The sequence below is a fragment of the Vibrio sp. 2092 genome (genome assembly GCF_033339635.1).
Taxonomy (GTDB): Bacteria; Pseudomonadota; Gammaproteobacteria; order Enterobacterales; family Vibrionaceae; genus Vibrio; species Vibrio alginolyticus.
Genome location: NZ_JAWOUY010000010.1, coordinates 48,737 through 62,639, shown reverse-complemented (window position 1 = coordinate 62,639; position 13,903 = coordinate 48,737). Strand labels below are relative to the sequence as shown.

Here is a 13,903-nt window from a genome sequence, read left to right as displayed (position 1 = left end):
TTTATTCATAAGCCTCGATAACTCTTTGAGTTGTCGGGGCTTTGTCGTTTTTAGGTTTTTGGCTGTAATTGCCACTCTATCTACAACTTTTGAATGGCATTCTAGCCATTGCAATTTCTAGCAATCTGGATAGCCACCAACAAAAAAGCGCTGGTTAACCAGCGCTTTTGCATTTACTAAGGGCATTACACCTTTTTAAAGATGATGGAGGTGTTGATGCCGCCAAAGGCGAAGTTGTTACTCATCAAATATTTCACGTCCAGTTCTCGGCCTTGTCCGGCGATGTAGTCTAAATCGCCACATTGCTCGTCGAGGTTTTCTAGGTTGAGCGTTGGGTTGAACCAGCCTGTGTGCATCATTTCTAAACCTAGCCACGCTTCAATTGCGCCACACGCGCCTAGTGTGTGGCCAAAGTAGCTCTTGAGTGAACTGATTGGCACTTTGCCCAGAGCATTCGCTGTTGCGTTGCTTTCTGCAATATCACCGCGGTCGGTGGCAGTGCCGTGAGCAGATACATAGTCGATCTTCTCCGCAGGAATGCCCGCGTTTTGCAAAGCCATTTCCATACAGATTTGCATGGTTTCCATCTGTGGTTGAGTGACGTGTGCGGCATCACAGTTGCTGGCAAAACCGATGATTTCTGCATAGATTTTCGCGCCACGAGCGACGGCGTGTTCGTACTCTTCCAGAACCAGCGTTCCCGCACCTTCACCAATCACCAAACCATCGCGATCGGAGTCATAAGGTCTTGGTGTGCTTTTCGGGTCTTCATTCTTCAGACTGGTGGCAAAAAGGGTATCGAAGACAGCGGATTCCGTTGGACACAATTCTTCAGCGCCACCAGCAACCATGACCGTTTGGTAGCCGTGTTTGATCGCTTCGTAGGCGTAGCCGATTGCTTGGCTGCCGGAGGTACATGCACTACTGGTTGGGATCACTCGGCCTTTCAAACCGAAAAATAGACCAACGTTCACCGCCGTGGTATGTGGCATCATCTGCACGTAAGTCGTTGCGGTGATCGCTTTAGTGGTTTTCTCATTCAGCATGACACCAAATGCGCCGATTGCGTCAGTACTGCCTGTTGATGAGCCGTATGCGATACCCGTTTGACCATTGGTGAGTACGTCGTTACCAATCAAACCTGCTTGGCTTAGTGCGTTTTCTGTTGCGACGGTCGCTAATTTGGAAACACGGCCCATGCCGCGTACTTGCTTGCGCTTGTAGTGCTTTGGCAGATCAAAATCTAAAATGGGTGCCGCGAGCTTGGTGTTCAAACCTTCATACTGTTCGTAAGAAGGCATGTATTGCGTCGCGTTCTGGCAGTCACGCAGTTTTGGTTCGACAGATTGCCAATCGTTACCAAACGCAGTCACGCCCGACATTCCGGTTACAACAACTCGACGGCTCATACTAGGCCTCCGTTTACCGAAATGACTTGGCGAGTTACATAGCCTGCGATGTCAGACATAAGGTAACTGACTAAACCAGCAACTTCTTCTGGCTCTCCCATGCGGCGCAGAGGAATTTGCGGCATCGCGTGTTCTTTCACGTGTTCGTCTACCATGCCTGTGTCGATAAGCCCTGGAGCAACGCAGTTGACGGTGATTTTGCGTTTTGCCAGTTCAAGCGCGAGTGATTTTGTTGCACCAATTACGCCCGCTTTTGCTGCGCTGTAGTTAGTTTGACCACGATTCCCCATTAGGCCAGATACTGATGCAAGGGTAACAATTCGACCACCTTTACGCTTTTGCACCATTGGCATAACACAAGGGTGAAGAACGTTGTAGAAGCTATCTAGGTTGGTATGAATCACGCCATCCCATTCTTCTTCGGTCATCGCAGGGAAAGCGGTATCTTTTGTGATGCCAGCGTTGTTCACGACGCCATAGTAAGCGCCGTGTTCGGCGATATCGGCTTCTAGTTTCTCTCGGCAATCTGCGCGGTCACTGATGTCGAATTGGATAAGACGACCGTTACCCCCATGCTGTTCGATGGTGTCTAGGGTATCTTGCGCGCCTTGTTGATAGCCCATGTAATGGACAATGATTTGGAAACCATCTTTGGCTAATTGAACGGCAATGGCTTTACCGATGCCTTTGCTGGCACCTGTAACGAGGACTTGTCGGGTCATTGTTGACTCCTGATTTTCATTTCTTGTAATTTTTCTTCTGATGGAACGTAAACGTTCAATTGGCAAGTCGCTACAACAGTTCCTTGTAGCTCAATACGGGCAGAAAATACCGCCATACCGTTATCTTCCATGACTTTTTCGGCATACACATCGAGCATTTGTCCGCGAGAAAACGCATCGCATTCAGACGTGTATCGACGGCTACCAAGCAAAAAGCCAATTGGTGGCGCTTGTTCTTTCATTAATGCGTGGTAACCAGACCACGCCGCGACCGATTGCGCCATAAACTCAATGCCAACGTAAGCTGGCACGGTGTGTGATGCCGAGTCGAAGAACGGGTTGTGTTCTGCGATATCAACCTGGCAGTGAATCGTATCTTGTTGAACATCTATAGCACGATCAACCAAAATCATTGGTTTGTCGTGTGGCAAAAGTTGTTCGATGGGAGGAAGTTTAGTCATGAGCGTAACCAAAAATAAGACTAATATTGTTGCCACCAAAAGCAAAAGAGTTACTGAGAATCGCTTTGTTGCCAAGTTTGGTTGGCGTCTCAACTAACGATATATGGATATCGTCTGCTTTGGTTTCGCAGTGTTGTATTGGCAAATCAAGGTTGTACTTGAGAATATGCCAAGCAATCGCGGCTTCCGTAGCACTTGCTGCGCCTAATGTGTGTCCGGTAAGTGGCTTTGTCGAGCTTACGGGAACGGAGTCTCCAAAGCAGCGATGAATGGCTTTGCTTTCCATCGCATCGTTTAACGGCGTTGCTGTGCCATGTGCGTTGATGTAACCAATGTCTTGCGCTGTAAGTCCTGCATTGGCCAACGCTTTTTTCATCGCTTCTTCTGCGCCTAACCCTTCTGGATGTGGTGCGGAAATATGGTGTGCGTCTGAGCTGTCGCCAGCTCCGAGAAGAGCAACGGGCGCAGGTGTTTTGCTTAGCAACATTAATGCTGCTGCTTCACCGATATTGATGCCGTTGCGATGTTGGTCAAACGGCTTACAAAGGGTATCGGATAGAGCTTCTAAACCGTTAAAGCCGTTTAGTGTTAGGCGACAAATGGTATCCACACCACCCACAATGACCGCATCAACAATGCCAGAGCGAATCAGGCGTTGCGCGGTTAAAAAAACACGACCACTAGAAGAGCAGGCGGTTGAAACTGAGTAATGTGGGCCGCTCAAATCAAAGTAGGCGGCAATAAAATCGCTGCAGTTGCCAAGCTCTTGTTTGGTGTAATGGTAGTCGGCAGGAAAATTACCCTTTGCCAGCTTTTCGCCAAATGCGATTTCGCCATCTGAAATGCCAGATGTGCTGGTGCCGATCACGACTGCGATACGGTCACGACCATATTTAGCAATGGCGTCACGCACGTCGCCTTCGATTTGCAGCAAAGCCGAAAGTGCGAGGCGGTTGTTTCTCGTATCAAACTGGCTGAGTGCGGTCGGTAATTGCGGTAACGTCTGTGCAATTCGACCGATTACTGTTTGGCGGCCTGAATTTAAAATATCTTGGTCAACCACCATGTTGGATGGCTTCGCTCCTGATAAACACTGGTGGATGAGCGCATCATCTTGTCCCATGGCAGAGTGAAAGCCACAGGCCTGAATATACAAAGGTTGAGAAGAGCGAATAGGCATATTGTTATTCTAAATTGTTCTTAATTAATCTGATGTTGCAGTGTTTGAATAGAAATTGAAAACTGATGTTTGAGGTGATGAAAATCAATCTTACCCTCTAACTTGTTAGAAGAGCTGTATTGAATCTTAATGATCTTTTCACCGTCGCTATCAAAGATGGCGCGAGAATTATTTTTATCAATAATTCGCCACCTTACCTCATTTAACGACCCTTCCCAAGCGGAACTCGGCCAGAGCGTGATCATCAGGTTAAATAATACCTGTTCTGGCTGCGGTAGCGAACCTTGTAAACCGTTGAGCACTTCGGTTTGAATTTGTTCTCCATCGTAAGACAGTGAGAGTACTCTCGTCCCCCAGGATGAGAAGCCTGCCAGCACCACTTCGTTGTTGATCACTTGCAGTTGCACCGGAAGTTGCTCAGATTTGGTTTTACCATCTATTGCCCAAGAAGCCGTAATTAACTGACTGGCAGACAACTGATAGCCCAAGCTTGCGGGAGTGGGCAAGCTAACTTGGGTGTGCTCGGCAATGTCGACCTGAGGCGTCGATTGGTGAGGGACCAAGCTGCATGCACTTAAAAACAGGCTCAGTGCGAATAACGTCGCGCAGCGAAAGGCGTGATTGAAAATCATGACGTCGTTTCCTCTGTTTTAATTGCAATCGGAGAGAGCAGCCAAGCGACAAAAATACCACTTAACACCGTAATGCCAAAACTGTGAATCGCGTGAGTTTGGCTGAGTGACAGCAATCCAAATGACAACACAGTGGTGATTGCCGAAAGGGTGATCGCCAATAGTGTGCTCACGCTGCGCGCTTTCTCGGCAAAGAACAGAGTGTAATCGATCCCTATACCAAGAATGAGCACCAAGCCAAGCAAGTTGAACAGGTTTAATGTTGTTCCCATCGCGACAGCCGTTGCCAGACCGCAGGCGCAAGCAATCAATGATGGCAGTAAAACTCGCCAACTGTGTTGCAGACCGTACCGCTTGATTAATACCAGAAAGATCACAGCACTGGCGGCTGCCAATAGCTCCATGATTTTGATTCGGTATTCACCAAATAGGGCGGATAATTCTTCAGCTTTGTTTAGGTAGACAACATCAGACTGTGATTTGGCAAATGCCTTAACAACAGCGGAGTCTTGCAATTGGTTTAACACCACAACCGTTGCCGATTTTTCTTTAATTTTACCCAAATGAAGAAAACGTACAGGCGCTGATACCGGGTTTTGCAAGTACTGTTCAACCGTAACAGGGATAAAGTCGGCGTCCATTTTGGGCTTTTTACTTAAGCCCAGCCCGGAAGCAAGTGGGCTGGATTGTGTCGCGTAAAGATCGCGAATCAATTGATAGTCTTGTTGCTGACGTTCCACTGAGCTCAAGTAGCGGCTCAGGCTCTGGTAGCTTTCGATGGTGCTGTCCGCTTTCCACGCTTCTAAAGTTGGTGTCAAAGACTCCAGCTTTTTCATTAGGCTTTCGTCATCGTCGGCGGTAACGACCAACATTTGCTGCGAAGATTGCATGCCACTGAGCGTCGTAATCAAGGTTTCTTGCTGCTTGAGATCTTTCGGCATCGTTTGCAGCAGACGAATGTCGTCATCGTAGTTCAATTGCAGCAAGAAAAAGCCACTCGCAACCACACATAACATCGGTAATCCGACTTTAATTCGAGGTTGATTCCAAAGCGTTAACCATTTCGCCAACAGTGATTGTCCTGGTAAGTTCGAAATGGATCGCGATGGGTTACGAGCCAGTATCGGATACCAAGCCACCACGGTGATGTAAGCAGCAATCAGACCAATGGATGAAAACAGCGCAAGCTGCTGCAAACCTGGAAACGGTGCCACTAACATGCCCAAATAGCCGATCAAACTGGTGATTAAGCCAAGTGTGATAGCTATGAAAATATGCTTTAATCCTTGCTCGCTATCCCATTCATTTCCCGCCGCAAGACGTTCGGTTAGGTAGTGGAATGCGTAGTCGATAGACACGCCGATTAAACTTGCGCCAAACACTAAACTGAACAGATGGACTTTTCCAAAAATCCACGTCGTAACGGACAAAGCAACGAGCAAACCAATGGTGATGGAAAGCAGTGCCAGAGACAGTGGCATCACACTACGAAAGACCAACACGAGCAATGCAATGATACCGAGCAGAGAGAACACACCGATGGTACTGATCTCCGATTTGGCACTTTGCGTACCAAAGTCGGCGTAAAATAGAACGCCAGTATGTGCCACTTTAGCGCCATATTTCTGCGCGACGCTTTGTTCTAGCGCTTGAATATCAGGGACTACAAGCTGCCCAGTTAGGCTATAAGGCGAGTCTTTTAGTTCGGCAGTAATAAGCAAGTATTGAGCACCGTCTTTTTCGACGGATAGATAGCCGTTATCCAATCGGAAAGAGGACGATTGCTGGGTAACTTGGCTTAAATAATCACGAAATAGCAAGAAAGGGTCATTTTGTAACTCTTGCCCGGTCACTCCAGAAAACGGGTTGTACAGCGACTGAATCACATGCTGCACTTGCTGTTCTGGATTTTGGCTTAAACGCTCTCGTTGTTGAGGCGTCAGCAATTGGAAGCGGTGCTTAAAGTAGTAACTCGCCCAAGCTTGCTGTTCTTGAGGTGAGATTTTTCCCACCACATCGCGAAAATGATTACTTTGGCGTAACCCTCTATCAAATTCAGCGGCCGCTGCAAAAAGGGCATTTTTGTCCGGCGCTGTGATCACGAAAATGACTTTGTCGCTCATACTTGCCGAGACCGACTCAAAGGCTTGCTCAGCCACCGGGTTTTGTTGGTTCTTCGGCAACAGTTTTAAAATGTTGGTCTCAATCGGAGATTCTGCACTCCAAACCCATTGTTTGAGTAGCAACGCGCCCGCTAAAACAACGAGATTGAGCCAAACCAGAGCAAAGGTGTGAGTGCCGAGACTGAGTTTAGAAACGGAATTGAGCGTCTTCGGCATCCGTGAGTTCCTGAGGTAGAGAGGTCTGGTTCGTAAACGTGATTTCGGTCTTATCGCCACGCAGCTCTTGTAGGGTTAGGCGATCAATGTGCGTTTTACCGGAAAGAGTGATGGATTGAAACACCGCATTTAATGGCGACTGTTTTGGCACTAAAACGAGCTGCCATTGATTGTTCTCAACTGAAAAATCGAGTGTGAATTGTTCTTGCAGTGCAGAAGTATCCCCGTGGAACACGGATAAAAACACATGGCTAAAGTAGAACGCCATTGGGTTTTCTTCAGCAGAAATCGTTTTCGGAGCTTGGTCGGCAAAAGTCTGACGAAGTTTGTTTTCCGTCAATACCAAATTGACTGCGAAAGGTTCAGTTTGTTGCCACAACAAGCCATGTGTTTTGCTCAGTGTGAACTGACCTTTAGAGGTTAAAGGTTGACTAAACATTTCCAGATGACGCTGCTGCGTAAAATCTCCGCGTACGATTTCATGCTGAGACAACTGCTGTTGAAGCGATGCCAAATCCGTTACGTTTGCTGTCGGTGTGGCCAGTGCTGGAACAGAAAATATCAACAAAAAAGAGAGTAACCACTTTTGCATTAGTCCAGACTCCCATGGTTGTGCCATTTCTCTACTTTATCTAAAAAGATTGCTGGAGAAACAAAGCACATCTCTTGCTTTTCAATGGATACGGCGACTTGCGTTGTATGCGCTTTGCACATACGTTGATTCGTTTCGGCGTCGTAAATCACGTAATCCACACGTAAGCGGTTTTCCCACTCAGTGAGTTGCGCGGTAATACGAATGGTGTGATTAAACGGAACCGCCTTCACGTATTTAACGCGCGTGTCGATGATCGGCCACATGTACCCAGAGTCTTGCATATCGCGATAGCTGTATTGGATCTTCTCCATCAGCACACGACGCGCTTCTTCAAAATATCGAAAGAAGTTGCCGTGATAAATCACGCCCATTGGGTCAGCATCTTGAAAAGAGGTGACCATAGTCACCTCCGCTTCTAATGGGTAGAGAACCTGCTCTTGCATTATACCTCCGCGTAGAGTGGCCAATGACGTTGCTGAATGCGTTCAATGAAATGGCGCAAATCTTGTTCCAATGGGCGATCTTCAATCACAAATTCAAACTCGCTCAGTACGGCGTCACGAATTACTCGCAAACTCTGACTCATGTGGTGTTCGTCCAATTCGTTATGACGGCGACGAATCTCAACCGATTGAACGCTTGCTAGGAGTGAAGCCGCAGCAACTTGCTCTGTTAACTCAAGTACGCGTAAGCAATCACGAGCCGCAATGGTGCCCATGCTCACTTTGTCTTGGTTGTGACATTCGGTTGAGCGAGAAAAAACGCTTGCTGGCATGGTGTTTTTCAACGCCTCTGCCGTCCAAGCTGAGATACCAATCTGAACCGCTTTAAAGCCGTGGTTGATCGGTTTACGCTCGCCTTCTGCACCGGTTAAGTTAAACGGCAGGCCGTTATTGAACTTGTAATCCATCAGTTGCGCCATCTGACGGTCCAGCAAATCAGCTAAGTTGGCAATGTTCACTTTCAACGTATCCATCGCCATTGCGATATGACCACCGTAGAAGTGACCGCCGTGCAGAACGCGCTCATTGTCGCCATCGATAATTGGATTGTCGTTGGCACTATTTAGTTCATTCTCAATCAATTGACGTAGCCAAGGCAGTGAGTCTTGCACCATGCCAATCACGTGTGGCGCACAACGCAGCGAGTAACGATCTTGCAGTCGGTCGCTATTGCGTGGCGGACGTTCAGCATTGAGATCATCACGCAGCCAAGCCGCAACTTGCTGTTGACCAGGGTGAGGTTTTACCGCAAACAACGCTTCATCAAAGTGGAAATCGTTACCTTGCATACCCACAGAGACCATTGCCGTAATCTTGGTGCAAAGCTGCGCTAGGTATTCTGCGCGTTTGTAGGCAAGACAGGCGAGGGCAGTCATCACGGATGTACCGTTCATTAACGCCAAACCTTCTTTTGGTTTTAGGCGAATTGGCTCAATGCCCAGCTCTGCAAACACTTCTTGTGTTGGTCGCACATCACCTTTGTAAAGCACTTCACGTTCGCCAATTAAGGTCGCCGCTAGGTAAGACAGAGGCGTTAAATCGCCACTTGCGCCCACCGAGCCCTCTTGTGGAATACGCGGCGCAATGTCGTGGTTGATAAGCGTAACGATTTGGTTTAACAGATCGTGAGACACGCCAGATACGCCTTGCGACAATGAACATAAACGTGTTGCCAGCACCGCACGAGCTTGCTCATGAGAAAGGATTTGACCTAAGCCACAACCATGGAAGCGTGTAAGGTGCAACGGAAGTTCATCCACAAGAGCGGGTGGAATCGCCACAGTACATGAATCGCCGTAACCCGTGGTCACGCCGTAAATAACACCTTCTTCCTTCAGTAATCGTTCCAGAAACGCCACGCCACGATCAATTTTCGCGGTAAATTCTGGCGAGGTGTTCATGTGTGCCTTTGCACCTTGAGCAATGGCAACGACATCTTCGATGGTTAAAGATTGGGCACCAAAAGTGATGTTGTGATTATTGTTGTTTGTCATGTGGCTGATTACTTAAAGTCCAGAAGTTAAAAAAGTTGTACCACTGTAACGGCGCTTGCAGTGTGTGGTGTTCTAATCTTTGTGCGTACTGTTGAACAACGCGTTCTAGTGCCTGCTGACGCTCCTTGCGTGGTAGCGTGACTTGGTCACTAAAGTGTTCAAAGTACACATTAAAATGCGGAGTGTTCGCTTCATCGTCGCGTAGGCCGAAGAGTAAGTAAACCGGCGCTTTTAATACCGAGGCTAGCATGAATGGGCCTTGCGGGAATGGTGCAGGTTTACCAAGAAAATCTGCCCAAACGACACGATTTTCTTTGCTGGTGGAAGTGCGATCGCCAACGATCACCACCCATTCGCCTTGCTCGATTTTTTGTTGAAGCAGAATCGCGGTGTCTGGTCCCATTGAGCTGACTTGAATCAGATTCAGTTCCGAATTTGGGTTTACCGCCTTCATTACCGCATTAAATTGTTCAGCGTGTTGGGTAAATACCAAGGCATTGATTTTGACATGAGAGTGTCGACGACCAAGCGCACGGCAGAGTTCGATATTGCCAAGGTGCGAGCCTAAAATGAGCACGCCTTGTTTTTTCTGCGCCATCTCTTCGAAATGATGCTGGCCGTGAATGGTTAGGTTATCGACGTTAAAGTCACCTTGCCATGCTGCCAGTTTGTCGAGCATGGTTCGCCCAAAAGAAAGCAGATGATGATAGCTGTCCAACTGTTTTGGTAGTGCGATGCTCTGCTGCGTTGCGTAGTACTGCAAGTTTTGCAGGTAAATCTCAGACGCTTCACGGGCAGATTTACCCGTGAAGTGGTAGTAGCGCATGACTAATTTTAAAATCAGGTCAAACGCTTTTCTGCCGAACAAGCGGTAAACCGCGAGTAAGGTTTTGATGCCTAAAATCGTGCCTTGTTCTTTTCGTTTCGACCAGTGGGCATTGCTGTCGTCTGTGTGACTGTGCTTTCTGGCGAGTAGCGAAGGAATGCGCGGCAACATGCCAAAAAATAGGCGAGTGTGCATCCAGCTTATCTTGACGTTATCCCACAATGCGTCGAAGTGGGAAATGCCACCTTCAGGGTAGATCACGCGCGTTGGAACAAAATCAATGTCGACGCCTTCCCAGTACATTCGCACTAGAATTTCGATATCAAAATCCATGCGTTTGCCGATACTGTACTTGTTCAACACGGCGACCGTTTTCGCCACTGGGTAGGCGCGAAAACCGCACATGCTGTCTTTGATAGACAGTGACAAGGTTTCTATCCACACCCACACGTGCGTAGCGTAGCGACCATACAAACGGGATTTAGGTACGCTCTCGTCGTATATCGGTTGGCCCGAAATCAGGTTATCTGGTTTTGTTTCGCTGGCGCTGAGCAATTTCGGCAATGCCTCTAGGTCGTGTTGACCGTCTGCGTCGATTTGAATGGTGTGCGTAAAACCAAGTTGGTGAGCTTGATGTAGGCCTGCCATCACCGCGCCACCTTTGCCTTGGTTTTCACTCAAACTAATCAGTTTTATCAGCCCTTGTTCACTCAAAGCAGAAAGCGCTTGTTTGGTGTCTTCATTGCTGCCGTCGTCCACGACCAGCACTGGCAAAGCGAAAGAGGATAACGACGCAACCACGTCTGCAATTGTGCTGCCGTGGTTGTAGCAAGGAATTAAAAAGCAGGGGCGATAATCACTCACGTGACTCACCCAGTTTCATTTTTCCTGACGAGTGAGTCACCAAGGTTTCACCGTTTTTCGATGTGTACTTAAAGGTCAATTTCTCGCGCTCATTGTCCCAAGAGAGTGAGAGGCAAACGGCTGCGTTTGGTAGAATCGGCTCTTGAAATTTGATGACTTCCATTCCTTTAAATACCTTGGGAGTATTCAAATATTGAACGGCGTAGAACAGCGCCCAATCAATTTGAGTGACGCCGGGTAAAAGAGGGAAGTGATTGAAATGACCTTGGAAATCTAAGATGTCAGCATCCACTCGCAGCGACAGCTCCGCGGTATGGTCACTCACTTCAATATTCTGAATAGTTGGTTTTCTTTTATCCATGTTACTAGCTTTATTGGAATAGTTTTTCAATTTCAGCAACTTGGCGTTTGCCTTGGCTGTTCAATGGAATTTCGTCGACCACTCGGAATTTTCTCGGGATAGCGATCGGTTCTAGCCAATTGCGCAGTGCCTTGCGAAGCTCAAGCCAAAATTTGCCTTTACCAAGTTCATTAAGCACATCGCTGCCTTGATCGTTAAGTACGATGATCGAGACTAACGTGAGGCGACCAGATTCTTCCATTGGGATCACCACGCTTTCTTGAACCCACGGCAATTGCTCTAAACGTTTTTCCACTTCGACAAGGGAAATACGCTTTTCTTCGACTTTGACGATTCGGTCAGTGCGTCCACGCAATTCAAAAGAAATACTATCATGGAAATAGCATTTATCCGCAGTTTGGTACCAAGTGTTTTCATCAATGTGTGGCGAGCGGAGCTTTAAACAATTTTCATGGTTAAGCTCGGCTTCAATACCAGGGAATAACGTCCAGGGAGTACTGGCTTCGTGCTGCTGACGGTAAGCGATGCCGCCGGTTTCTGTGCTGCCAAAAACTTCAATAGGAAATGACCCAAACAACAACTGGCTGTGCTGCGCGGCTTGGTTTGGCAAGGGACCACCAGAAGAAAATACGCACCGAATCGCAACCGGATTGTGCTCTTCACTGAGTCGTTTTAGTAACGCAGGGCTGCTTACTAGCGTGGTGTCAGCATCAGCGTGATGGACAAGTTGCTCTGGGAACTCAAGGTTGTGTGCTGAAAATGGACGTGCGGAGCACAAAGGCCACAATACGCGGAACAGCAAGCCGTAAATGTGTTGATGAGAAACGGTGCTTTCAACGCGTGTGCTGGCAACCGTGTCGCCCCACAGGTTATCTAGAATAGCAACTTCGATATCGAGCTGTTTCAGCGTTTTTGCAATGGCTTTTGGTGTGCCGCTTGAACCCGAAGTAAATAGCGTTACTGGTATTTCTGCCAGGTTTAATTCACGCCAAAAATAAGGTTGTTTGGCCTCTGGCTCGCTAATCACGGTGGTTTCTAGCAATGATTGAGCTTCGATCAAAAGCGAGCTCACGAGTTCTGGAGCCGAGACATCGGCATCATGCAGCAACAAATCGTAGTGCTCACTGAGCTCTTTGAGTGCTTCTGGTTGGTAATTACCAGGTAATACAATGGATTTTCCTGCATAACAACAAGCAAAAAAGCCAACGGCAAACAGGTAGCTGTTGCCAAAACACAACGCAATGTTTTGCGTTGGTTGGGTTTCTAGCTGTTGAGTAAGTGTTGCGACGTGCTGTTGGAAATCACCCCACGTGATAACCGTATCGCGATCGTAAGAGACTGGGGATTGCTCAGACCTCTCCGCGATGAACAAGGTCGCTAGGGAGGTAAAGCTCGAATACGTTGTATTCATACGATTAGTGTTCCTTTCGAACAAATTGACGCACGATCCATTCTCCAGCGAACAAGCCACCAGCAAGTAAGTAGCTGATGAGGCCGTTATAAAGCGTCCATATTTTTACTGGTAGGAAACAGGTATAGAGTGCAACGGCAGCGTTGAGCGTAAAAAAGGCGCACCAAACCATCGTCACTTTGCGAGTGTAAGCCACGCCACTAGCCGGAAGGTCGGGTTCTTGCAAGCGAGCAAGCCTCTCTATGATCGATTGCGGCTGTTTTAAGCTCAGTCCAAATACACACAGCATACATACATTGACAACGACAGGGTAAAACTGAAGCCACCCATGTTGTTTAAACACCATGCCAAGCGTAATTAGGACAATGCCAACAGCGCCCGTAACGAGCGCCAAGAACTTAAACTCTTTTAGTGGGGTCTTATTTGCGACGAAAACACGCAAAAGTAACGCAGCAATTAACAAGCCCCCAACTAAGTTCAAGCCAAATTTATCTATACCGAAATAGACGGCGAAGGGGTAGGCAAACAGTACAATTGCAGACAGACCAGTCAGCAATTGGCGCATTAACTTTCCTTCAATAATTCAGTGACAGCGTTAACCACATCGTCAACGGTTCTTACTGCACTAAACTCTGCTGGCTTGATTTTTTTGCCAGTGACATTCTGTAGGTGTACGACCAAATCAACGGCGTCAATGCTATCAAGATCGAGATCTTGGTATAAGTGCGCATCTGATTGAATGTCGGCTGCGTCAATTTCGAACAGCTCAACAAGCGCATCTTTAACTTGTTCAAATACTTGATCTTTATTTACATCAGTCATGAATATACCTACAACTTATTCATTAGTTTGAGAAGAAACGTATTTCGCTAGATTTGCTACAGACGCAAAGTGTTCGCGCGTATTTGAGTCGTCGGCATCAATAACGATGTTGTATTGTTTTTTTATTGCGAGTCCAAGCTCAAGCGCGTCGATAGAATCTAAGCCAAGTCCATCACCAAAAAGTGGTGCATCCGTTTCAATATCATCTACGGTTAAATCTTCAAGGTTTAAAGCATCAATAATAAGTTGCTTAATGTCGTTGTGTAACTGTTCCACTGGGACCTG

The 13,903-nt window shown here is 47.4% G+C and carries 15 protein-coding genes; all 15 read right to left on the bottom strand.

What is annotated here, in order from left to right; genetic code table 11:
• Positions 1-185 precede the first annotated feature (185 nt).
• From R7P80_RS17120 to R7P80_RS17050, 15 genes are read right to left on the bottom strand one after another with little or no spacing between them, the layout of a single operon-like run.
• A complete protein-coding gene (locus tag R7P80_RS17120; RefSeq protein WP_054865730.1) occupies positions 186-1,409 on the bottom strand; it encodes a beta-ketoacyl-ACP synthase in 1,224 nt (407 codons plus the stop codon).
• Complete coding sequence (gene fabG / locus R7P80_RS17115; RefSeq protein WP_225491776.1) at positions 1,406-2,131, bottom strand: 3-oxoacyl-ACP reductase FabG; 726 nt, start codon at positions 2,129-2,131, stop codon at positions 1,406-1,408. The genes R7P80_RS17120 and fabG overlap by 4 nt, the downstream gene beginning before the upstream one ends.
• Positions 2,128-2,592 carry a hotdog family protein gene (locus R7P80_RS17110; protein ID WP_015296415.1) on the bottom strand — a complete coding sequence of 155 codons (465 nt, stop codon included), beginning with the start codon at positions 2,590-2,592 and terminating at the stop codon, positions 2,128-2,130. Before R7P80_RS17110 ends, fabG begins: the two co-directional genes overlap by 4 nt.
• Complete coding sequence (locus R7P80_RS17105) at positions 2,585-3,772, bottom strand: beta-ketoacyl-[acyl-carrier-protein] synthase family protein (protein ID WP_149191956.1); 1,188 nt, start codon at positions 3,770-3,772, stop codon at positions 2,585-2,587. The genes R7P80_RS17110 and R7P80_RS17105 overlap by 8 nt, the downstream gene beginning before the upstream one ends.
• 20 nt (positions 3,773-3,792) lie before the next feature.
• On the bottom strand, positions 3,793-4,404 hold the full coding sequence (locus R7P80_RS17100; RefSeq protein ID WP_017634797.1) for a DUF3261 domain-containing protein: 612 nt from the start codon (positions 4,402-4,404) through the stop codon (positions 3,793-3,795).
• Positions 4,401-6,743 (bottom strand): MMPL family transporter, encoded by a 2,343-nt coding sequence (locus R7P80_RS17095; protein WP_225491777.1) that lies wholly within the window; start codon positions 6,741-6,743, stop codon positions 4,401-4,403. The genes R7P80_RS17100 and R7P80_RS17095 overlap by 4 nt, the downstream gene beginning before the upstream one ends.
• The gene (locus tag R7P80_RS17090; protein ID WP_017634795.1) at positions 6,715-7,335 is read right to left on the bottom strand and encodes a LolA family protein; all 621 of its coding nucleotides are present in this window, start codon (positions 7,333-7,335) and stop codon (positions 6,715-6,717) included. The genes R7P80_RS17095 and R7P80_RS17090 overlap by 29 nt, the downstream gene beginning before the upstream one ends.
• Positions 7,335-7,781: an acyl-CoA thioesterase gene (locus R7P80_RS17085; protein ID WP_213905400.1), complete on the bottom strand. Its 447-nt coding sequence runs from the start codon at positions 7,779-7,781 to the stop codon at positions 7,335-7,337. Before R7P80_RS17085 ends, R7P80_RS17090 begins: the two co-directional genes overlap by 1 nt.
• Complete coding sequence (hutH, locus tag R7P80_RS17080; RefSeq protein WP_169628622.1) at positions 7,781-9,334, bottom strand: HAL/PAL/TAL family ammonia-lyase; 1,554 nt, start codon at positions 9,332-9,334, stop codon at positions 7,781-7,783. Before hutH ends, R7P80_RS17085 begins: the two co-directional genes overlap by 1 nt.
• The gene (locus R7P80_RS17075; protein ID WP_225491778.1) at positions 9,318-11,024 is read right to left on the bottom strand and encodes a glycosyltransferase family 2 protein; all 1,707 of its coding nucleotides are present in this window, start codon (positions 11,022-11,024) and stop codon (positions 9,318-9,320) included. The genes hutH and R7P80_RS17075 overlap by 17 nt, the downstream gene beginning before the upstream one ends.
• Positions 11,017-11,385 carry a 3-hydroxyacyl-ACP dehydratase gene (locus R7P80_RS17070; protein ID WP_176310852.1) on the bottom strand — a complete coding sequence of 123 codons (369 nt, stop codon included), beginning with the start codon at positions 11,383-11,385 and terminating at the stop codon, positions 11,017-11,019. Before R7P80_RS17070 ends, R7P80_RS17075 begins: the two co-directional genes overlap by 8 nt.
• Before the next feature lie 10 nt (positions 11,386-11,395).
• On the bottom strand, positions 11,396-12,796 hold the full coding sequence (locus R7P80_RS17065) for an AMP-binding protein (RefSeq protein WP_213905398.1): 1,401 nt from the start codon (positions 12,794-12,796) through the stop codon (positions 11,396-11,398).
• Between the two features lie 4 nt (positions 12,797-12,800).
• Positions 12,801-13,361, bottom strand: a complete 561-nt coding sequence (locus R7P80_RS17060) for a hypothetical protein (protein ID WP_025766967.1) — start codon at positions 13,359-13,361, stop codon at positions 12,801-12,803.
• A complete protein-coding gene (locus R7P80_RS17055) occupies positions 13,361-13,618 on the bottom strand; it encodes an acyl carrier protein (protein WP_005382279.1) in 258 nt (85 codons plus the stop codon). The genes R7P80_RS17060 and R7P80_RS17055 overlap by 1 nt, the downstream gene beginning before the upstream one ends.
• A gap of 15 nt (positions 13,619-13,633) precedes the next feature.
• Positions 13,634-13,894, bottom strand: a complete 261-nt coding sequence (locus R7P80_RS17050; protein ID WP_005382278.1) for a phosphopantetheine-binding protein — start codon at positions 13,892-13,894, stop codon at positions 13,634-13,636.
• Between the last annotated feature and the right edge of the window lie 9 nt (positions 13,895-13,903).